Consider the following 19,629-nt stretch of genomic DNA (forward strand, 5'->3'; position numbering starts at 1 on the left):
ACGGAATGGATGCCGGAAAAGATCGCAGCCTTCGCCCACGCGGGCAAACGAAGAATCCTACGAACCTCATTCTGCCAACGACTGATCCACCAGCTCGATCCAATGCTTGACCGGCGTGCGCCCGGCGCTGGCCAGATGGCTCTGGCAGCCGACGTTGGACGTGACGATCAATTCCGGCCGGCCACTTTCGAGCGCGTTGAGGCGCTGGTCGCGCAGTTGCCGCGCCAGCACGGGTTGGGTCAGCGAGTACGTTCCCGCCGAGCCGCAGCACAAATGGCCGTCCGCTACCTGAGTGAGGTTGAAACCGAGTCGGGTCAGCACTGCTTCCACCGCGCCGCCGAGTTTCAGTGCGTGCTGCAAAGTGCACGGGCAATGCACGGCGATGCGCCGTTCGCTGGCGGCGCACACCTGTTCCAGCGGTTCCGCCGCGATGACTTGCACCAGATCCCGAGTCATTTCGCTGATCCGCCGTGCTTTCAACGCATAGACGGGATCGCCCGCCAGCAAATGCCCGTAATCCTTGATGAACGCGCCACAACCACTGGCTGTCTGCACGATGGCTTCGGCACCGTTCTGCAGATGCGGCCACCAGGCATCGATGTTCTGTCGAGCGCGGTCGAGGCCCTTGGCCTGGGCGTCGAGGTGATAGTCGAGTGCGCCGCAACAACCGGCCTCGCTCACCGGCGTCACGCTGATGCCCAAGCGATCGAGGACCCGCGCCGTCGCGTCATTGGTGTTCGGCGACAGCCCCGGTTGCACGCAACCTTCAAGCAACAACACCCGGCGCGCATGCCGTGGAGCGGGGCGTGTACTCGTAATGGCGGCGTGCTGCGGCAGTTTGCTTTCCAGCAGGCGCGGCAGCAGCGGTCGAAAGGTCGCGCCCATTCGCAGCAATCCCTTGAACAAACCCGGATTCGGCGCCAGCGCGCGCAAGCTTTCGCGCAGCAAGCGCTGGGCTGCCGGGCGCGGCACCGCGTGATCAACCACCGCGCGGCCAATGTCGAGCAGGTTGTGATAATCGACCCCGGACGGGCAGGTGGTTTCACAGTTGCGGCACGACAGGCAGCGATCCAGATGCAGCTGCGTCTGCTCGGTGGCCGGCGCGCCTTCCAGCACTTGCTTGATCAGATAAATGCGCCCGCGCGGCCCGTCGAGCTCATCGCCGAGCAATTGATAGGTCGGGCACGTCGCGTTGCAGAAGCCGCAATGCACGCAGGTGCGCAGGATTTTTTCCGCCTCGGCGGCGCGGGGTAATTGGCGCGATTGCTCGCTGAGCGTGGTTTGCATGGCTAGACCTCCGCGTACATTCGCCCGGGGTTGAACAGCCCTTGCGGGTCGAGTTGTGCCTTGAGTTGCCGGTGGTAGCGGAGCAAGGTCGGCGCCAAAGGTTGAAACGGCGAATCGGTGGCGCCGTGCGTAAAGCACGTCGCATGACCGCCAAAGGACTGGGCGAGGGCGTGAATCTCGGTGCTATCGGATTTGAGCCAGCGTTGTGCGCCCGCCCAGTCGATCAGTTGCTCGCCGGGCAGCTCGAGCGGGCCGAGATTGTTTGGCAATGACAGGCGCCACAGCGGCAAGCCTTCGTCGAAAAACCTCAGGCGCTGTTCGTTGAGATCGCGCCAGAACACCGAATCCAGCGGTTCGCCGCCGAGGCGTTGATGCGCCGCTGTCACCGATCCTTCGCCACCTTCCAGGCGCAAATACAGACTTTGGCCGTCGTGACACGCGGCGCTGATCGGCAGCGGTTGCTGACCCCACTCGGCGAGTTTGCTCAAAGCGCGGACACAATCGATGTCGAGGCGAATGCTCAGGCACTGGCGTGGTTTCGGCAGTACTTTCAGCGACACTTCGGTCAGCACGCCGAGGCAGCCGAAACTCCCGGCCATCAGTCGCGACAGGTCGTAACCGGCGACGTTTTTCATCACTTCGCCACCGAAGCGCAAATGCTGACCGAGACCGGTGATCACCCGCGTGCCGAGGACGAAATCGCGTACCGAACCGGACCACGGCCGGCGTGGCCCGGACAAACCTGCGGCGATCATGCCGCCGACCGTGGCACTGTCAGCGAAGGACGGCGGTTCGCAGGGCAGCATTTGCCCGGCGTCATCCAGCGCCGCGAGCAGCTCGGACAATGGCGTGCCGGCGCGCACCGTGACCACCAGTTCCGTCGGATCGTACTGGACGATGCCGCGATGGGCGCGGCTGTCGAGCACTTCGCCGGCCACCTCGCGACCAAGAAACGCCTTGCTGTTGCCGCCCTGAATCTTCAACGGCATGGCATTGGCCCGCGCAGCATTCACTTGGTCGAGCAGGGCCTCGGCGGCATCGAAATCAGCCATCAGAATCGCTCCAGCTCGGGGAAGGGCAGTTGCCCGGCGTGGATGTGCATGGCGCCGAATTCGGCGCAGCGGTGCAGGGTCGGAATGTTCTTGCCGGGGTTGAGCAGGCCCTGCGGGTCGAATGCGGCTTTGACCGCGTGAAACAGCAGCAACTCGTCGCTGTTGAACTGCGCGCACATCTGATTGATTTTCTCGCGCCCGACGCCGTGCTCACCGGTAATGCTGCCGCCGACCTTCACGCACAGTTCGAGGATCTTGCCGCCCAATGCCTCGGCGCGATGCAGCTCGCCCGGCTGGTTGGCGTCGAACAGGATCAGCGGGTGCATGTTGCCGTCACCGGCGTGGAAAACGTTGGCCACGCGCAGGCCAAATTCCTCGCCGAGGCTGGCGATACCTTGCAGCACAGCGGGCAATTCGCGGCGCGGGATGGTGCCGTCCATGCAGTAATAATCCGGCGACAACCGACCGATCGCCGGGAAGGCATTTTTGCGCCCGGCCCAGAAACGCACGCGTTCGGCCTCGTCCTGAGCCTGGCGCACCTCAGTGGCCCCGGCTGCTGTCATCACTTCGCGCACGCGCTGGCAATCGTCGTGCACGTCGGCTTCGACGCCGTCGAGTTCGCACAGCAGAATCGCCTCGGCATTGACCGGGTAACCGGCGTGGATAAAGTCTTCAGCGGCGCGAATGGCCAGGTTGTCCATCATTTCCAGACCACCGGGGATGATCCCGGCGGCGATGATTTCGGCGACCGCGCGGCCGGCCTTTTCCACTGAATCGAAACTGCCAAGCAAAACCTTGGCGACTTGCGGTTTGGGCAATAACTTCACCGTGACTTCGGTGATGATGCCCAGCAATCCCTCGGAGCCAGTGAACAAGGCGAGCAGGTCAAAACCGGCTGAATCGAGCGCCTCGGAGCCCAGTGTCAGGCGTTCGCCCTCGATGGTCAGCACTTCGATTTTCAGTACGTTGTGCACGGTCAGGCCGTACTTGAGGCAATGCACGCCACCTGCGTTTTCCGCGACGTTGCCGCCGATCGAACAGGCGATCTGCGATGACGGATCGGGCGCGTAATACAGGCCGAACGGAGCTGCGGCCTGGGAGATGGCGAGGTTGCGCACGCCGGGTTGAACCCGCGCGATACGTGCGGCGGGGTCGATATGCAGGATGTTGTTGAAGCGCGCCATCACCAGCAGCAGGCCTTTTTCCAGTGGCAGCGCGCCGCCAGACAATCCCGTGCCGGCACCCCGGGCGACCACCGGCACATTGTTCCGATGGCAGAGTTTGAGCAGGGTTTGCACTTGCTCGATTCGCCGGGGCAGGGCGACCAGCATGGGCGTGGTGCGGTAGGCGGAGAGGCCGTCGCATTCGTAGGGCTTGAGTTCATCCTCGCGCCAGAGAATGTCCAGATCCGGCAGGGCCTGCTGCAGGGCCTTGAGCAGTTCGGCCTTGTCCACTTCGGGCAATGGACCGTCGAGGCGTTCGTCGTAAAGGATGTTCATCGCCCACCGCCGATGTCTTGGGGTTGAAATACCCACCTGTGGCGAGGGAGCTTGCTCCCGCTGGGGCGCGAAGCGGCCCCTCTGCTACCAATGCGCGTCTGATTCAACGCGCCGGGATTGGGTCTGCTGCGCAGCCCAGCGGGAGCAAGCTGCCTCGCCACGAGGTAAGCGTTCATTTTTGCGATCCCAGGAATTGCTGATACCGCCGCGCCGTGTTCGCCGGCTGTTCGACCATCGGCATGTGCCCGACGTGATCCCACACATCCACTTCAAGGTTGGCAATGCCCTTGCTCCAGACCGGCACGCTGCTGACGTCGATCAAGCGATCCTTGCGCCCCCACAGCAGCAGCGCCGGACATTGGATGTCGGCCAGTTTCGGCTCCATCGGCGGGCTGGCATGGAAGTCGCGGAAGATTTCTTCGAGCTCGTCACGTTGTTGCTCGTAGCGCTGGGCGACGGCGTCCAGCACCAGTTTCGGCACCCACGGCGGCGACTCCATGGTCATGGCGTAGAAACGCTGGAATTCTTCACGGGAGTTGATCAGGAACGGATTGTGCCCGCGTGCCAGGTGGCGCTCCATGTCGCTCGGCTCTGGTGCGGTGACGCCGGCCGGGTCGATCAAGGCCAGCGAAGCGATCCGCTCGGGATAGCTCGCCGCGAGCCACGCAGCGATGTAGCCGCCCATGGAGTTGCCGATCACATGGACTTTTTCCACGCCGCAGACATCGAGTAGCTGAATCATGCGTTTGGCCTGAACAGCAATGTCATAACCGCCGCCGGCCTTGAAGCCGGTTTCGCCGTGGCCGGCCAGATCCGGGATGATCACCCGATACTCGCGTACGAAATGCCGGGCGCAGCGCAGCCAGAGATTTTTGTCGGCGCTGAAGCCGTGCAACATCAGAATCGCGCTGGACGCCTCGTATGGCCCGCCTTGCCAGGTCGACACGGTCATCTCGGCGATCGGCACTTCGATCTTGTGCAGTTTGTACAACCTGGCCTCGATGGCCATGGCCAGGTCGTACAGCCAATGGCCGACCGCTGGGTAACTCAACCAGCTCCAGGCCACAAAAACCGCGAGGGCGACAAACAGCAAAAGCATCGACGTCTTCCTTATACGTGTTCAGGACAAAATATGGTCGGCCGGTTTCAGCGCTCGGGTCAGCAGGTGATAGCTGAAACTGAAGCCGGGAAACATCGCGATCACATGGCCGCTCTTGCTCTGGTACCAACTGTGGCAACCGCCGGACTTCCACACGGTGCGCTGCATTTCCCGGTGGATCATTGCAGTGTAGGTACGTTCCGCGTCATGACGCACTTCGATGCTGCGCAGGCCTTTGGCCTGCACGGTGCGAATGCAGTCAAGGATGTAGTTCATCTGCGATTCGATGATGAACAGCGCCGAAGTGTGGCCAATACCGGTGTTCGGCCCGGTGACGATAAACAGGTTGGGGAAATCCGGCAGGCTGGTGCCCAGGTAGGCGCGCGGATATTCGGCCCAGACATCTCTGAGTTGCACCGCGTTCTTGCCGCTGACCGGGTAGGAAATCACCCCGTCAGTGGCGTCGTAACCGGTCGACCAGACGATCAGATCAACATCGACATGCTCGCCGTCCACCGTGTTGATCCCGCTTTCGTCGATCGAAGCGATGCCATGCTCGCGACTGTGCAGCGTGACGTTGGCGCGGCTCAGCGCCGGGTAATACGTGCTGGAGACCAGCACCCGCTTGCAGCCGATGGTGAAATCCGGGGTGAGTTGCTGCCGCAGCACCGGGTCTGGAACCTGGCGCTTGAGGAACCGCAGCGCATGTTGCTGGACCAGGTGAATCGCCGGTTTCGAGTATTTGAAGGCGATCACCCGGGTTTCGAATTGCCAGTAGATCAGCCAGCGCAGCAGCTTGTACGCCGGCTTCAAGCCGAGCAGCCAACGCTGGAAGCGGCCGAATTTGCGATCGGCACGTGGCAGCACCCAATGCGGCGTGCGCTGGAACACATGCAGGTGTTCGACCTGGGGTGCAATTGCCGGAATCACCTGGGCCGCGCTGGCACCGCTGCCGACAATCGCCACGCGTTTACCGCGATAGTCGTAGCTGTGATCCCAATGGTTTGTATGAAACGTCTTGCCTTGAAAGCGATCCATCCCGGGGAAGTGTGGGATGACCGGCTGACTTAACGGCCCGGAGGCGTTGATCAGGAACTGCGCGTGAAAGATGCCTTTGGCACGGGTGTACACCGTCCAGCATTTATCCGCTTCGTCCCATTCGACGCGCACGACATCGGCTTGCAGCTCCACGCGGTCGCGCAAACCGAACTGCTCGATCACCTGCTCGGTGTAGCGCTGCAGTTCTGCCTGTTCGGCAAACATCTGTGACCAGCGGTAGGGTGCGAACGAGAGCGAATACAGCGGCGACGGCACGTCCACCGCTGCCCCGGGGTAGGTGTTCTGGCACCAGGTGCCGCCGAAAAAGTCGCGTCGCTCCAGTATGCGAAAGTCATCGATCCCGGCCTTGAGCAGGTTGACCGCCGCGCACTGGCCGCCGAAACCGCTGCCGATGATCAACACATGGTAGGTGTGCATGGGCCCCCTTTTTATAGTTGTTTTTCCTTTTCCCCTGTTTCATTTATAGCCAACTCTGGGCTTCGTGTGCGGCGCTGATAGCGCTCTATTCAGGACGCTGGCCGGTGATGGCTATTTAGCGGCGCCCTGATAGACTCCGAACACATCCGTGTTGGGGTGAAACCATTGCAGCGCGCGGTCGAGGCCCTTATGGGAAATACGCGGGGAAAGGGACTTTCACTGGCCAGGAGGCTGTACAGGTCGCGGGTGTTCGGGCTGCTGCTCGGGCTCATGTGCGTCAGCGTGGCGATGTATTCCCTCGATCCGCCGCTGTGGGTGTGGGGCCTGATGCTGTTCAATGGCCTGATCTGGCCGCATCTGGCGTTTCAATGGGCGCGCCGCTCGAGCGTGCCGTTCCGCGCCGAACACCGCAACTTGCTGATCGATGCATTCATGGGTGGCTTCTGGGTCGCTGCCATGCAGTTCAATCCGCTGCCCAGCGCAACCACGATTTCGATGATGGCGATGAACAATGTCGCCATTGGCGGTGGCCGATTCCTGCTCGCCGGGACGGCGGCACAGTTATTGGGTATCGGCGTCGGGCTGGTGGTGTTCGCACCAGCGTTCATCCCGCCGACTTCGCCATTGCAGCTTTACGCCTGTTTGCCTTTGTTGTTGCTGTATCCGCTGGCGCTCGGCTGGATCTGCTTTCGTCAGGCCTCCACCCTCGGCCGGCACAAGCGTGAGCTGTTGGCGTTGAGTCGCACCGACAGCCTGACCGGGCTGCTCAATCACGGCGCGTGGAAGGATCAACTGAACCTCGCATTCCAGCGCTGTAAACTCCAGCAGCAAGGCGCGGCGATTGCGTTGATCGACATCGATCACTTCAAGGCGATCAATGACACCTACGGCCATGTCGCCGGCGATATCGTCCTGCGCCAGTTGAGCAAACTGCTCAAGCAGAATCTGCGCGCCACCGATGTCGCCGGGCGCTACGGCGGGGATGAGTTCTGCGTGATTCTGCCGGAACTGCCGCTGTTCAATGCCGCTCAGGCCATGGAAGCCTTGCGCGAACGCTTCGTGACGCTGGGCTATGAGCAGAATCCGGCGTTGAAGGTCAGTCTGAGCATTGGCCTGGCCGCGTATGACCCGAGCCATGCCGACGCCACGCGTTGGCTGGACGATGCCGATCAGGCCTTGTACGAAGCCAAGGCGGGTGGGCGCAATCGGGTGATCTGTAACAGCGACAACAAGCCGAGGCAGGCGCTGCTGGATTCGGTCTGAGGGACACCCCGCCGATTGAAGCTGTAGGAGTGAGCCTGCTCGCGATAGCAATCTGTCAGTGATTTAAATGCTGACTGATACAACGCTATCGCGAGCAGGCTCACTCCTACAGGTTTGTTCGGTGTCGGTCTGGAGAGTGTCGCATTCGCTATAGAGCCTTGCGTCAATGTCGGTTACGGTTGAATCCCTCCGACACGAAACAAGGACTGCTTCATGACGTTCTCATTTCCCCGCTCTCTGCTGGCCGCCAGCCTCGGTCTGTCCCTCGCATTCTCGGCCGCAAACGCCGCCGAACCGCACAAACAAGTGCTCGCCGATGCCGAGCAGTATCAGCCCGAAGCCCTGAAATTGTTGGAGCAGCTGGTCAATATCGACTCCGGCTCAGGTTATGAGCCGGGCCTGAAACAGGTCAGCGACATTGCCATCGATGAACTGAAAAAACTCGGCGCCACCATCGAACTGGTGCCCAACACCCCGGAAAAATCCAGCCACGTGCTGGCCACGCTCAAAGGCACCGGCAAAGCGAAGATCCTCCTGATGGCGCACATGGACACGGTGTTCAAGGAAGGCTCCGCCGCCGAGCGGCCTTTCCACATCAAGGACGGCCGCGCCTACGGGCCGGGTGTAATGGACGACAAGGGCGGCATCGTCGTCGGCATCTACGCATTGAAAGTGCTGAAGAACCTCGACTTCAAGGATTACGCGCAGATCACCTTCCTGCTGGATGCCAGCGAAGAAACCGGCTCGGACGTCGCCACCGACCTGATCAAGAAAAACCGCCAAGCAGCACGACGTCACCCTCAACCTCGAACCGGGGCGCCCGGCCGATGGTCTGGTGGTGTGGCGCAAGGGCAGTGCGACGGCGCTGGTCGAAGTCAAAGGCAAAGCCGCCCACGCCGGGGTCGCGCCAGAATTGGGTCGGAACGCGGCGATGGAAGCGGCGCACCAGATTCTGCAACTGGGCAAGCTTGGCGATGAGGCGAAGAAGACCACCATCAACTTTACCGTGCTCAAGGCCGGTGATCGCACCAACGTAATCCCGGACCAGGCCACGGCCAAGGCTGACGTGCGCGCGGCGGTGCCGGAAGAGTTCGATCGCATCGAGAAGGATCTGGCGCGGGTCTCGCAGGACAAGTTGATTGCCGAGACCGAAGTGAAAACCTCCTTGCAGCGCGGTTTGCCGCCGATGCCGCAGACGGCCGAGTCGGATCGCCTGATGGCCATGGCTCAGGGGATTTACGGTGAGATTGGCCGCAAGCTGACCGAGGAGGGCAGCGGTGGCGCGGCGGATGCCAGTCTGTCCGCAGGCGTTGGCACGCCGACGCTGGATGGCTTCGGGATCGTCGGCGGCAATATTCACACGCCCGAGGAATACGCCGAAGTGGCGAGCGTGGCGCCGCGGATTTATCTGTTGTCGCGGATGATCATGGAGTTGGCGAAGCCGCGGTGATGGGATTGGTGGTGTGAATGTTTGGGGCGGGGTGTCAGTTGACTCACCCCTCACCCTAGCCCTCTCCCCCAGGAGAGGGGACTGACCGTGTTGTTTATAGTCAATGCGCCAAGCTTGAGATTTTCTGCTGAATTCAATTTCGCATTCAACACGGTCCACCACGTCGGCGCAGATCCTGAGCATCCCCCAATCGGTTCCCTCTCCCTCCGGGAGAGGGCTAGGGTGAGGGGCTTTTATAGTCTCGGTTCGCAGATAACTCTGCGACGATCTTGGCCGGTCGAATACAGAACCTGACCTTCCTGGAGTGAACTCGGGCCGCCTGTGCGATGCACCGGTTTGTGGTCGTGCGCGATCTGGCCGATACCTTTGCCAGCCTTAACCTCAAGGGCATTTCCGATTGTGATTCAGGCGCGGGCGGCGCAGCGGGAGGAGGGGTATAAGACGCCGGTTTAGCGGTGCCGCAATAGACGCTTTCGCGAGCAGGCTCGCTCCCACAGGGGACCCCATTTTAACTGTGGGAGCGAGCCTGCTCGCGAAGGGGCCGGTGCAGCGTGTGCATCACTCCTTGACGCTCATGTACTCCTTGGCCCAGAGAATGTATTCCTCCGGCTGGGTATAGGTGTGCGTCAATTCGGTCGCGCTCAGGTCGGCGGCCTGGGTGAAGATCTGCCGCTGTTCGCGCAGGCTGTCGTAAGTCGCTTTGATCGCAGCGAAGTAAGCGCCGTGGCCGTCGATGGTCACGCGTACGCCGAGTTCGGCCAGGCGTTTGTCGTCGCGCAGGGCCGGGTTGCCGTAAGTGACCAGCATCAGCGGCACGGTGAGATGCTCGGCGATCTGTTCCAGTTGATCGAAGTCCTGCACGCCGACCATGCAGATACCGTCAGCGCCCGCCGCCTGATATTGGCGGGTGCGGCTGATGATTTCCTGGTTCGGCAGAATGCCGGCGTTGGTGCGGGCGATGATCGCCATTTCCGTGTCGACCCGCGCTTCCAGCGCCGCGCGGATCTTGCCGACGCCTTCGGCGACGGTGATCAGGTCGGTGGATTTGCGCCCGAATTGTGCGGGCAGCAGGGTGTCTTCGATGGTCAGTGCCGCGACGCCGGCGCGTTCCAGTTCGACGATGGTGCGCATGACGTTAAGAGCGTTACCGTAGCCGTGATCGGCGTCGGCGATCACTGGCAATTGGGCGACGCGGCCGATGCGCGTGGCCTGTTCGGCGAATTCGCTGAGGGTGATCAGGGCGAAGTCCGGGGCGCCGAGCACCTGCAGGGAGGCCACGGAACCGCCGAGGATACCCACTTCAAAACCCAGGTCAGCGGCGATGCGGGCGGACATCGGGTCGAACACCGAAGCCGTGTGATAGCAGGTGTCGGAGGCCAGCAACTGACGGAAATTACGGCGCAAATCTTGATGGGAAAGCCTGGTCATACGAGTTCCACCAATACATAAGGAATGGAGAGGCTTGAGCAAAGGTGTCAACGCCGAAGAATGAAAAGGCTATCACGCGAATGGGTCAGGAATCATGACGAATTTGCGCGGCAGGACTGGCGGCTGAAAGGTTTAATCTCTCGCGCCGGGCATATCAGGCCGCCACGGCGTGTTGCTGTTGATGGGGCAGGAGCACCGCACGCACCGAATTACCCGGCTGAAGTTGCAGGCGCTTGGCGGTGAGACGATCGACCATCAGGCTGTTGCCCACCAGTCGACCGGGCGCCACGGTGATGCGGCAGTTTTCCAGGCGACGGTTGTGAATCAGCCACAGCGGCGCCTGCTCGTCCGGGATGCCGAGGCTCAGGGTCAGTTCGAGACTGTCACGCACCGTGCGAATGCTGCGGATCGGCGCTTCGATGACCGGGCCACCGTCGAAAATGTCGATGTAACCCTGGTGCGCAAAACCTTCAGCCTGAAGGATTTTCAATGCCGGTTGGGTGTTCGGGTGAGTCTGGCCGATCGCCGCCTGTGCCTGTTCGGTCAGAAGGCAGGTGTACAGCGGCTGACGTGGCATCAGTTCGGCGATAAAGGCTTTGTTGCCCAGCCCCGACAAGTGATCGGCGTGGGTGAAATCCATCTGGAAAAAGTGTCGGCCAAGGCTGTCCCAGAACGGCGAGCAACCGTTTTCATCGGCACTGCCGCGCAGTTCGGCGATCATCTTCTCGCCAAACAGATGCGGAAACTCGGCGACAAACAGCAGGCGCCCCAGCGACAACAGGCGGCCATTGCTGCCGCTGCGCTGGTCATGGCGCAGAAACAGCGAGCACAGTTCTGATTGTCCGGTCAGTTCATTGTTGAGGAACAACGTCGGAATCTGCCGCTGAATGCCCAGGTCCGGCGCCGAACTGACGGTCACGCCGAGCCGGTAGTTGTACCAGGGTTCGCGCAGGCCAACGGCGCCAGCCATCGCGCTGACACCGACCACGCGCTGCTCATCATCCTCGAGGACAAACAGATAATCGGCATCGGCCCGTTCCACCTGTTCGGCGAACGCCCGTTGCGCCCAACGCACCCGGTGCGCGAGGCGGTCCTCGTTGGCAGGAAGGGTGGTGAAGCCCGGCCCGGCCTGTTCGACGAGAGTCATCAAGGCAGGCAGGTCGCTGACTTTTACCGGACGGACAATCATGCTCCTACTCCTTCTGCGTACCGATTCAGGCACCAACGGCGAATGCGCCTCACAGAGCGACCAACCGTATCGGGCTGCCCTCGCTGACCTTCAGTGCCGCGCAGAGAGCGGGCGTCAGGGGCAGCGGTTGATCGGGCTGGTAGTCGAGCTCGGTGACAATGGCGCGGTAGTCATGCAAGGCGTCGTTGCTCACCAGGTAACGGCCTCGGGCGTCTGTCGACGCCTGTTGCCGGACAGTGGCAGTCTGGCTGCCAACGATCGAGCGAATGTTTGCGGTACGCGCATACAACGTAGGGCCGGCGTCGAACAGGTCGATGTAGCTGTTGGTTTCGAAGCCTTCACGCTCGAGGATGTCGAACGCCTCCTGGCCGTCCGGGTGCACGCGGCCGATGCAGTCCTGCGCCGCTTGCGGCAGCATCGGTACGTATATCGGATATTGCGGCATCAGTTCGGCGAGGAACGTGCGGCTCTGCAACCCGCACAGACGCTCGGCTTCAGCGTAGGGCAGGTCGAAGAAATGCTTGCCCAGTGCATCCCAGAATGGCGAGTGGCCGTGCTCATCGCTGTAGCCGACGATCTCGGTAATCACCGCCTCGGAGAACCGCTGCGCATGGGCGGCAATGAACAGCAGGCGCGCCCGCGACAACAGTTCGGAAAACGGCGTGCGCACCAGCGTGGCGTCGATGTGGAACCCGCGCAGCAGGGTATGCCCGCTAAGGTCATGGCACAGCGACAACGCCGGCACGCCATGCTCGATGTTTAACTCCCGCGAGGCGCTGGTGAAATGGCGATTGCGCAAGCTGTAGAACGGTTCCTTGAAACCGGCGGTGGCAAGAATTTCCGAGCAACCGAGCAGTTGCTGGCGTTCGAGGTCTTCCAGCACAAAGAAATAGTTCTCCGGCCCCTGCGCCGTGGCGGCGCTGTCGAACGAGGCGCGCGACCCGGCGATTTTCTCGCGCAGGTGCTCGCTGTCATCCGGCAGCGAGGTCACGCCGATCAGGCTCTCGCGGGCCAGGCGCTGTAGCTGGGGCAGATCATTCTGCTCGACTGGGCGTAAGACCAGCATGGATGTACTCCTGTATCAAAAGGTTCGGCCCGTTCGCCGAACCTGACTATCACTGTCGGTTTCCACGCGTTAAATCGGCGGTCGCCTGATTTGTTGTCAGACGCCGCTCTTTTTCTTGTCAGCCATTGCTCGGATCGGGCAACACCGTGCTGGCGCCGAGCTTGTTGAGGAAGAACAGATAAACCAGACCCAGGGCAATCCAGATCAGGCCGAGTTTCTGCGCATCGACGCCCATGTTGTACATGATGGCCGCGACGATGATGAAGCCGATCACCGGGCAGAGCAGATGGCGCACAACCTGTCCCGACTTCTGCCGACGCCAGTAGTGGTTGATCACGGTCAGGTGCAGGAGCATGAATCCGCTCAGGGCGCCGAAGTTGATCAGCGAGGTGAGGATGTCGACCGCCTCGATGAACAGGTAGCAGATCAGCAGCGACAGCACCGCCACCAGATAGATGCTCAGGTACGGCGTGTTGTGTTTCGGATGGACCTTGGCCAGCACCTTCGGCAATTTGCCGTCGCGGGCCATGCCGAACAGCAGGCGCGACACGGCGGCCTGCGAGGTGATCGCCACGGCCACGCCCCAGGCCAGCGCCGTCGCCACTGCGGTCAGGGTCGCGAGCCAGCTGCCGGCGGCGATTTCAGCGATTTCATAGAACGCGGTGTCGGCGGACTTGAAGCCCATGCCCGCTGCCAGATCGGTGGCGATCCACGTCTGCACCACGAAAATCGTGCCCATCACCGCCAGGGTGATCAGCGCCGCTCTGCCGACGCTGCGGCCCGGGTCTTCCTTGATTTCTTCGGCAAGGGTCGAGATCGCATCGAAGCCGAGGAACGACAGCACGGCGATCGACACCGCTTGCATCAACAAGGCGAAGTTGAAGGTCTCGGGGTGATACAGCGGCGCCAGTGTCAGCTCGCCGTTGCCGCCGCCGTTGTGCAAGGCATTCCAGGCGTAGAACAGGAAGATGCCCAGTACCACCAGTTGCGCCAGCAGGAACAGGATGTTCATCCGCGCGGTAAAGGTGATGCCGCGCAGGTTGACGAACGTTGCGCTGACCAGGAATGCCAGGATGAAGCCAACCTTGGGAATATCCGGGTACAAATGGTTGAGCGCCATCGCCGCATACAGGTACAGCAGCGGCGGAATCAGCAGGTAGTCGAGCAGCATCAGCCAGCCAGCGATGAAACCGACGTGTTGATTAAGGCCGCGTTGCGCGTAGGAATACACCGAACCGGCGATCGGAAACGCCTTGGCCATGCTGCCGTAACTCAGCGCGGTGAACAGCATCGCCACCATGCCGATGATGTAGGCCAGCGGCACCATTCCGGGTGCCTCGGCGTTGACATAGCCATACACACCGAACGGGGCGATGGGGATCATGAAAATCATCCCGTATACCACCAGATCGGTCAGCGTCAGGCTACGTTTCAACTCTTGCTTGTAGCCGAATTCTTCAATTTCCATGAAGCGCAACTCCTTGTCAGCCATCGGTCGTTTTAGTTGTTCTGTCGGTCGATCATTTACCGCGATTCTTACAGCAAAGGTGCCAGGTAGCCGGCCCAGCGCGAAACCGCTTCGGGGCTGCGCAGCAAGTCATTGCGCACTTCGATCAGTACGGCCTCGAGGCCTCGGGCATCGCCGTGCACCGGTACGGTCATGTCGCCCAGCGGATCGATTCTGTACGGCTGGTTGCCCGCGACTTTCAAAGGATGCGCTTGCAATCCGTCGAGCAGGCGCTGGGCATAGGCTTTGGCCTGGCCGAACAACACGCCGATTTCCAGTGGTCGCGGCTGGCCGTAGTACACCGGCGTAAAACTGTGAATGCCGACCACGCGCACCGCTTGGCCCTGGGCAATACGCTCGTCGATCAGCGTCTGCAAACGTGCATGAAACGGCTTGAACAGGGTCTGCCGACGATACTCGCGAGCCGCCTCATCCAGCTCGCGGTTGCCGGGAATCTGGTAGATCTCGCTTTGCACCGGGATGCTGTCCGGCGCATGGCGCGGGCGGTTGAGATCGATCAACAGCCGTGAGTAATTGGCGCTGAGCAGGGTGGCACCGAGTTGTTCCGACAATTGTTCGGCCAGTTGCAGCGCGCCGATGTCCCAAGCGATGTGTTCGCGCGCGGCAGTCTCGTCCAGGCCCAGGTTGTTCAGGGCATCGGGGATGTAACGACTGGCGTGTTCGCACACGAGGATCAACGGATTCGTCGAGTCCTCGCGGCTCAGGTTATAGACCGGGCGGTTGAACAACCCCAGTTCGGCGGATTCAGTACAGGCGTGCATAGTGCTCACACAGGTCAGCGGGCGAGAGCTGTTCCGTCAGCGCCAGTTCCTCGGTTTTCAGGGCGTACCAGGTGTCGAGCAGCGGCTTGGGCAGCCATTCATTGAAGGCTGCACTGTCGCGCAGGCAATCCAGCGCCTGCGCCAGCGAGGCGGGCAGGGCGACAATGCCCCGGGCCTTGCGTTGCTCGTCATTGAGTGAATCGGGAATTTCATCGGTGATCGCGTTCAGCGCCAGACGCTGTTCGATGCCCAGTCGCCCGGCGATCAGCAGCGCCGCCATCGCCAGGTGTGGCGAGGCGGTGGCGTCCATGGCGCGGAATTCCAGGTTGAACTGCTGCGCGGCAGACTTGCCGCCCAGGGTCACGGTCGGGCAGATGCGCAGCGCCGCTTCACGATTCTGCTGCCCCAGGCACGCATAGGACGCGCTCCAGTGGTGCGGCTGCAAACGCTGGTACGAGAGCGGCGTCGGCGCAGTGAACGCGCAGAGTGCCGGCAGATAGTGCAGGACTCCGGCAGCCCAGTGCTGGCCGATACTCGACAGGCCGTTGCTGGTGCCGGCGTCATACAGCATGGGCTGGCCGGCCAGATCGAGCAGGCTGACGTGCAGATGCACACCGTTGCACACCGCCTCGGGAGCGGTCTTCGGCGCGAAACTCAGCGCCAAGCCCATCTGCCGGGCGATTTCCCGGGTGATTTCACGCACATTGACCGCACGATCCGCCGCCGCCACGCCAAGGGTCGGGCGGCAGGTGATTTCGTATTGGTGCTTGCCGTATTCCGGCAGGAACATTTCCGGCTCGACCCCGCCGGCGCGCAGGGCGCTGAGCAGCCAGCCGGCGAATTCGGCGCCCTGACGCTGCGCTTCGAGAGAGAACGCTGCATGTTCGGCCTCGCCAGCGTGCAGGTTGAATTCATGTTCGAACGCGGCATTGACCTGCAAACCGAGCTCATCGTGATAGCGCTCGATTTCATCACGCAGCAATGTGCGTGGGCAGGCGCCCCACGCCTGGCCGTCGGTCTCGCGGATATCGGCGTGGATGAAATCCAGCGCCGGCGCGTTCGCGTCCGGGCCGTTGCCGACGGTGACGCGGCTGTTCAGATCGGGGATCAGCCGCAGGTCGCCGTACGCGCCCCACGGATTGCTCGAGGCGATGATGTCTTGTGGCGTCAGCGCGCTGTTGGCCGGGACCCAGCCGCAACCCGCTGCCTGATAGTGCTCAAGCTCGTCGGTAGGGAACGAGCGGCCACGGGTGATGCCGATCAGGTCAGTGGTCACCAGAGTGGTCATCGGCAGAGGCGTCAGGCGTGCGCTCATGGCTGCATCTCCTGCAAACGACCGAGCACGGTGTCGGTGTCGGTGATCCAGCAGTAACCCTTGATTGCATTGAGGCAGGCGTGGTGGCGTTCGGCTGTATAAGTGGCGCAGGCGTCCTCCACCAGCGTCACCAGATAGCCCCGGTCGGCGGCATCGCGCACGGCCATGTCCACGCACTGATCGGTGACGATGCCAGCGATGATCAGATGACGGGTCTGCAAGTTGCGCAGCACGTAGTCGATGTTGGTCGAGTTGAATACCCCGGAGGAGGTCTTAGGCAGCACGATTTCGTTCTCGGCCGGGGTCAGTTCAGCAATCACCTGAGCTTGCGCGCTGCCCTTGGGCAGGTGCATGTCGGACAGCTTGTGATCCAGCGAGCGGTCGCGACCGTCGGCGGTCAGGCTTTCGATGATCGTGTGCAGCACGTTTTGCCGGGCCTGACGAAAGGCGCCAAGCAGCCGTTGCTGATTGGGCACCACCTGGCTGCGCGCACGCTGGAGGAAATACTCGGCATCCGGACCGCTCAGGTGCGGGTCGAATTGCGGCTCGAGCCAGGCGCGCTGCATGTCCACCAGCAACAATGCGGTGTGATCGAACACAAACGGCAGGTCCCGTGGCGAGCGGTGGGGAAGGCTGAACATCCTTATTTTTCCTCCAGCAGGTGAGTCGCAAAGTCGTTGCGCAGGGCATCGATGCCTTCCAGGCGATCGGCAGGGTCGGGCACGCGCAAGGTCAGGCAGGCGATAAGCGCCTCGACCTGCGCCAGCGCCGGCACCATGGTGTCGAACGGCGACGCCGATTCCACCGGGGCGCTGATGATCAGGTCGGCCATCTCGCGCAGCGGCGAGGCGTAGACATCCGTGAACAGCACCACCCGCGCGTTGTTGTTCTTCGCCGCGGTGGCGACGCGCAGGGCTTGGGTCTGGTAGCGCCGATAGTCGAACACCAGCACCACGTCCTGGCGTTGCAGATCGTACAGACGGTCAGGCAACAGGGCGTTGTCTTCCAGGGCGAAGCAGCCGGGGCGCAGCAGGCGCAGGTGGTTAAGCAGGTAATTGGCCAGCAGGATGCTGAAACGGCCTCCGAAGCAGTAGATCTGATGGCGGCTGTCGAGCAGCCATTCCACGAGGATCCGTACGTCTTCGGGTTGGGTCAGCGCTTGAGTGTCAACCAGCAAGCGATGGCTGTCGGCCAGATAATGGGCCCAGGCATCGTTCTTGTTCTGCTGCGAGCGCGGCTGCAATAGCGTGCGTGGTGAACGCAGGCGATGATCCATGTCGCTGAGCAGGGCTTCCTGGAAATCGGCGTAACCGCCAAAACCGAGCTTTTTCACCAGACGCACGATGGTCGGATCGCTGACACCCGCATGTTCGGCCAGGCGCGCCATCGGCCCCAGACCGTTGCGGGGATACTGATCGAGCAGGGCGCGGACGACTTTGCGCTCTGACGGCGTCAGATCCAGGCCGGGGTCAGTGATCAGGTCTCTGAGAGGGGGCATCCGGGCTCCTGCTGGATGGGGGTGTCGAATTCATTTCACAATCCGTTAAAAGAGTATTTATGTAATGTGTGCTACATGTCTAGCGAATTTTTGTACAGGTTTGCCAGGCACCAAAAGTGTGCAAGGCGTCCGTGTAACAAGGGCTACGCTGAAGTAGCGTCGGCTTGTAGTCCTTTGCCTGTCACAGTGTCAGACATTGCCTATCCAAGGTTCAGCGGCTGGCGGGCGGGCAATCCTGAAAAATCCGGTTTTACGGCACAATGGGCCGCTAACGAATTTCGAACCGTTGCTTTTGATATCTTTCGTCCGAGTACCTGCCTGTGCCAAGTAGCCGTTTGATACTGGTTTGCCATGCGCGAACCATCGCACAAAAATTGGCGCGTTTTCCTACGAACGAGCCTGTTGAAGAGTTGCCCGTGGCGTCTGACGCCATCCGGTCGCGATTCCCGGCGACGCGGCGCCTGGTATGCGGGCCGGAGCTGCGAACCCGGCAGACAGCAGCGTGGTTGGGTGCCGATGGCGAAATCGACCCGGCCCTGCGCGACTGTGACTGGGGGCGCTGGCACGGCCAGTCGATCAAGGATTTGCAAGCCCACCACGCCGACGCGTTGTCAGCCTGGCTGGCTGCTCCAGACGCGGCGCCCCATGGCGGCGAATCGGTCGGCCAACTGACACAACGGGTGGCGCAGTGGCTGGCTACAGTCGCCGCGACGCCCGGGCATGTGGTGGCAGTCACCCATCCGTTTGTCATGCGTGCTGCATTGATGCAGGTGCTGCACGGCAACGCGTTCAATGCGATCGATGTCGAGCCGCTGTCGGTGATCGAGCTGCGCTTCAACGGCATCTGGCGTCTACGCTTGCCGGGCATGGACCTTGAAGAGGAATTCTGATGAAACAGCTGCTGGTCATCGGCATTGGCGCCGGCAATCCGGACTACATCACGATGCAGGCAGTGAAAGCGCTGAATCGGGTCGATGTGTTCTTTCTGCTGGATAAAGGCCAGAGCAAACAGACGCTGATCGATCTGCGCCGCGAGATCTGTGAGCGCTACATCACCGATCACGCTTATCGCTTTATCGAAGCCAGCAGTCCTGAGCGCGAGCGGGGCGATGTCGACTACACGGCAAGCGTCGATGCACTGAACCGCGCCAAGCAGCAGACCTTCGAGCGGCTGATCAATGAGGAATTGTCCGACGGTCAGTGCGGCGGTTTCCTGGTGTGGGGCGATCCGGCGTTGTACGACAGCACGCTGCGCATCCTTCAGGCGATTCAGTCATCAGGCCGCTGTGAATTTGAGTACGAAGTGATACCGGGGATTACCAGCGTTCAGGCCCTGGCTGCGCAGCACAAGATACCGCTGAACACGATCGGCCGTTCGGTGGAAATCACCACGGGACGGCGATTGGCGGCAGGGCAGGTGAGTGAAGCGGACAGTCTGGTGGTGATGCTCGATGCCGAGGATTCGTACCAGCAGGTGACGGATCGCCAGACCGAGATTTTCTGGGGCGCTTACCTGGGCACACCGGATGAGATTCTGCTCAGCGGAAGACTGGCGGATGTCGCCGATGACATCGAACGGGTGCGCAAAGCGGCGCGGGCGGAGCATGGGTGGATTATGGATACCTATCTGCTGCGCAAGCCTTGAACGGTTGGCGCCTGAACAGGCCCCCTTCGCGAGCAGGCTCGCTCCCACATTTGGAATGCGTCCCCCCTGTAGG

General features: G+C 61.8%; 16 protein-coding genes and 1 pseudogene. 4 read left to right on the plus strand and 13 right to left on the minus strand.

Translation table 11 applies throughout. The features are described from left to right. Positions 1-66 precede the first annotated feature (66 nt). The 5 genes from glcF to LIS66_RS10475 form a co-directional block, all read right to left on the minus strand. Positions 67-1,287, minus strand: coding sequence for a glycolate oxidase subunit GlcF (glcF, locus tag LIS66_RS10455; protein WP_227974194.1), 1,221 nt, complete (start codon positions 1,285-1,287; stop codon positions 67-69). Between the two features lie 2 nt (positions 1,288-1,289). Beyond that, entirely contained in the window at positions 1,290-2,339 is a 1,050-nt protein-coding gene (glcE, locus tag LIS66_RS10460) for a glycolate oxidase subunit GlcE (RefSeq protein WP_227974195.1), read from the minus strand. After that, on the minus strand, positions 2,339-3,838 hold the full coding sequence (gene glcD, locus LIS66_RS10465; RefSeq protein WP_227974196.1) for a glycolate oxidase subunit GlcD: 1,500 nt from the start codon (positions 3,836-3,838) through the stop codon (positions 2,339-2,341). Before glcD ends, glcE begins: the two co-directional genes overlap by 1 nt. Before the next feature lie 172 nt (positions 3,839-4,010). Continuing rightward, entirely contained in the window at positions 4,011-4,937 is a 927-nt protein-coding gene (locus tag LIS66_RS10470) for an alpha/beta fold hydrolase (protein WP_227974197.1), read from the minus strand. A gap of 21 nt (positions 4,938-4,958) precedes the next feature. Then, positions 4,959-6,413 (minus strand): flavin-containing monooxygenase, encoded by a 1,455-nt coding sequence (locus LIS66_RS10475; protein WP_227974198.1) that lies wholly within the window; start codon positions 6,411-6,413, stop codon positions 4,959-4,961. 189 nt (positions 6,414-6,602) lie between these two features. Here LIS66_RS10475 and LIS66_RS10480 point away from each other — a divergent pair, with 189 nt between their 5' ends. Then, on the plus strand, positions 6,603-7,676 hold the full coding sequence (locus LIS66_RS10480) for a diguanylate cyclase (protein WP_227974199.1): 1,074 nt from the start codon (positions 6,603-6,605) through the stop codon (positions 7,674-7,676). 213 nt (positions 7,677-7,889) lie between these two features. Then, positions 7,890-9,126: pseudogene (locus LIS66_RS10485) on the plus strand (M20/M25/M40 family metallo-hydrolase). Positions 9,127-9,684: 558 nt separating this feature from the next. Here LIS66_RS10485 and LIS66_RS10490 read toward each other — a convergent pair. The 8 genes from LIS66_RS10490 to LIS66_RS10525 all read right to left on the minus strand — a co-directional run bounded on the left by LIS66_RS10490 (position 9,685) and on the right by LIS66_RS10525 (position 17,911). After that, on the minus strand, positions 9,685-10,554 hold the full coding sequence (locus LIS66_RS10490; RefSeq protein ID WP_024012471.1) for an isocitrate lyase/PEP mutase family protein: 870 nt from the start codon (positions 10,552-10,554) through the stop codon (positions 9,685-9,687). Between the two features lie 154 nt (positions 10,555-10,708). Next, positions 10,709-11,743, minus strand: a complete 1,035-nt coding sequence (gene astA / locus LIS66_RS10495) for an arginine N-succinyltransferase (protein WP_042609520.1) — start codon at positions 11,741-11,743, stop codon at positions 10,709-10,711. Between the two features lie 49 nt (positions 11,744-11,792). After that, positions 11,793-12,809 (minus strand): arginine N-succinyltransferase, encoded by a 1,017-nt coding sequence (locus tag LIS66_RS10500; RefSeq protein ID WP_064362027.1) that lies wholly within the window; start codon positions 12,807-12,809, stop codon positions 11,793-11,795. Positions 12,810-12,927: 118 nt separating this feature from the next. Next, positions 12,928-14,277: an APC family permease gene (locus LIS66_RS10505; protein ID WP_042609522.1), complete on the minus strand. Its 1,350-nt coding sequence runs from the start codon at positions 14,275-14,277 to the stop codon at positions 12,928-12,930. 68 nt (positions 14,278-14,345) lie between these two features. Beyond that, positions 14,346-15,098 carry an N-formylglutamate amidohydrolase gene (locus LIS66_RS10510; protein ID WP_227974200.1) on the minus strand — a complete coding sequence of 251 codons (753 nt, stop codon included), beginning with the start codon at positions 15,096-15,098 and terminating at the stop codon, positions 14,346-14,348. Beyond that, positions 15,082-16,413 (minus strand): glutamine synthetase, encoded by a 1,332-nt coding sequence (locus tag LIS66_RS10515; protein WP_083353112.1) that lies wholly within the window; start codon positions 16,411-16,413, stop codon positions 15,082-15,084. The genes LIS66_RS10510 and LIS66_RS10515 overlap by 17 nt, the downstream gene beginning before the upstream one ends. After that, the gene (locus tag LIS66_RS10520; protein WP_064362024.1) at positions 16,410-17,054 is read right to left on the minus strand and encodes an isochorismatase family cysteine hydrolase; all 645 of its coding nucleotides are present in this window, start codon (positions 17,052-17,054) and stop codon (positions 16,410-16,412) included. The genes LIS66_RS10515 and LIS66_RS10520 overlap by 4 nt, the downstream gene beginning before the upstream one ends. 2 nt (positions 17,055-17,056) lie before the next feature. Continuing rightward, complete coding sequence (locus LIS66_RS10525; protein WP_042609526.1) at positions 17,057-17,911, minus strand: MurR/RpiR family transcriptional regulator; 855 nt, start codon at positions 17,909-17,911, stop codon at positions 17,057-17,059. Positions 17,912-18,231: 320 nt separating this feature from the next. Between LIS66_RS10525 and LIS66_RS10530 the strand changes: the two genes are divergently transcribed. Further along, positions 18,232-18,801, plus strand: coding sequence for a histidine phosphatase family protein (locus tag LIS66_RS10530; protein ID WP_227974201.1), 570 nt, complete (start codon positions 18,232-18,234; stop codon positions 18,799-18,801). Then, positions 18,801-19,556 (plus strand): precorrin-6A synthase (deacetylating), encoded by a 756-nt coding sequence (gene cobF / locus LIS66_RS10535; protein WP_227974202.1) that lies wholly within the window; start codon positions 18,801-18,803, stop codon positions 19,554-19,556. The genes LIS66_RS10530 and cobF overlap by 1 nt, the downstream gene beginning before the upstream one ends. The last annotated feature ends 73 nt before the right edge of the window (positions 19,557-19,629 follow it).

The sequence above is a fragment of the Pseudomonas sp. HN2 genome (assembly GCF_020736465.1).
GTDB lineage: Bacteria > Pseudomonadota > Gammaproteobacteria > Pseudomonadales > Pseudomonadaceae > Aquipseudomonas > Aquipseudomonas moraviensis_A.

What these genes read in the sequence shown, in the direction of transcription:
- glcF (WP_227974194.1), bottom strand. Translation starts at nt 1,287, where the DNA reads ATGCAAACCACGCTCAGCGAGCAATCGCGCCAATTACCCCGCGCCGCC.
- glcE (WP_227974195.1), bottom strand. Translation starts at nt 2,339, where the DNA reads ATGGCTGATTTCGATGCCGCCGAGGCCCTGCTCGACCAAGTGAATGCT.
- glcD (WP_227974196.1), bottom strand. Translation starts at nt 3,838, where the DNA reads ATGAACATCCTTTACGACGAACGCCTCGACGGTCCATTGCCCGAAGTG.
- LIS66_RS10470 (WP_227974197.1), bottom strand. Translation starts at nt 4,937, where the DNA reads ATGCTTTTGCTGTTTGTCGCCCTCGCGGTTTTTGTGGCCTGGAGCTGG.
- LIS66_RS10475 (WP_227974198.1), bottom strand. Translation starts at nt 6,413, where the DNA reads ATGCACACCTACCATGTGTTGATCATCGGCAGCGGTTTCGGCGGCCAG.
- LIS66_RS10480 (WP_227974199.1), top strand. Translation starts at nt 6,603, where the DNA reads ATGGGAAATACGCGGGGAAAGGGACTTTCACTGGCCAGGAGGCTGTAC.
- LIS66_RS10490 (WP_024012471.1), bottom strand. Translation starts at nt 10,554, where the DNA reads ATGACCAGGCTTTCCCATCAAGATTTGCGCCGTAATTTCCGTCAGTTG.
- astA (WP_042609520.1), bottom strand. Translation starts at nt 11,743, where the DNA reads ATGATTGTCCGTCCGGTAAAAGTCAGCGACCTGCCTGCCTTGATGACT.
- LIS66_RS10500 (WP_064362027.1), bottom strand. Translation starts at nt 12,809, where the DNA reads ATGCTGGTCTTACGCCCAGTCGAGCAGAATGATCTGCCCCAGCTACAG.
- LIS66_RS10505 (WP_042609522.1), bottom strand. Translation starts at nt 14,277, where the DNA reads ATGGAAATTGAAGAATTCGGCTACAAGCAAGAGTTGAAACGTAGCCTG.
- LIS66_RS10510 (WP_227974200.1), bottom strand. Translation starts at nt 15,098, where the DNA reads ATGCACGCCTGTACTGAATCCGCCGAACTGGGGTTGTTCAACCGCCCG.
- LIS66_RS10515 (WP_083353112.1), bottom strand. Translation starts at nt 16,413, where the DNA reads ATGAGCGCACGCCTGACGCCTCTGCCGATGACCACTCTGGTGACCACT.
- LIS66_RS10520 (WP_064362024.1), bottom strand. Translation starts at nt 17,054, where the DNA reads ATGTTCAGCCTTCCCCACCGCTCGCCACGGGACCTGCCGTTTGTGTTC.
- LIS66_RS10525 (WP_042609526.1), bottom strand. Translation starts at nt 17,911, where the DNA reads ATGCCCCCTCTCAGAGACCTGATCACTGACCCCGGCCTGGATCTGACG.
- cobF (WP_227974202.1), top strand. Translation starts at nt 18,801, where the DNA reads ATGAAACAGCTGCTGGTCATCGGCATTGGCGCCGGCAATCCGGACTAC.